Below are 209 nucleotides of genomic sequence, written 5' to 3'. Positions count from 1 at the left end.
CTTAAACTAATAGTTATTAATTTAAAGGTTTAATTTACCTTAGTTTACTCTGTGCAATTTTCAAAGAACTATTTGAAAGACATTAAGTCTCTCAAAATTAAACAGAGAATATAAGCCAATATTTTACTCCTTAGAAAGGAGGTGATCCAGCCGCAGGTTCTCCTACGGCTACCTTGTTACGACTTCACCCCAATCATTAACCCCACCTA

Annotated in this window: 1 rRNA gene; it reads right to left on the bottom strand. The window is 34.4% G+C overall.

Features of this window, described 5'->3' with window-relative positions:
* Positions 1-134: 134 nt before the first annotated feature.
* Positions 135-209 (bottom strand): 16S ribosomal RNA (locus C1A38_RS31525); the annotation flags it as partial.

The organism is Verrucosispora sp. ts21 (assembly GCF_002879555.1).
GTDB classification, from domain to species: domain Bacteria; phylum Actinomycetota; class Actinomycetes; order Mycobacteriales; family Micromonosporaceae; genus Micromonospora; species Micromonospora gifhornensis.
Note: the sequence above shows the minus strand (reverse complement) of the source record. Positions and strands in the feature narration are given on the sequence as shown.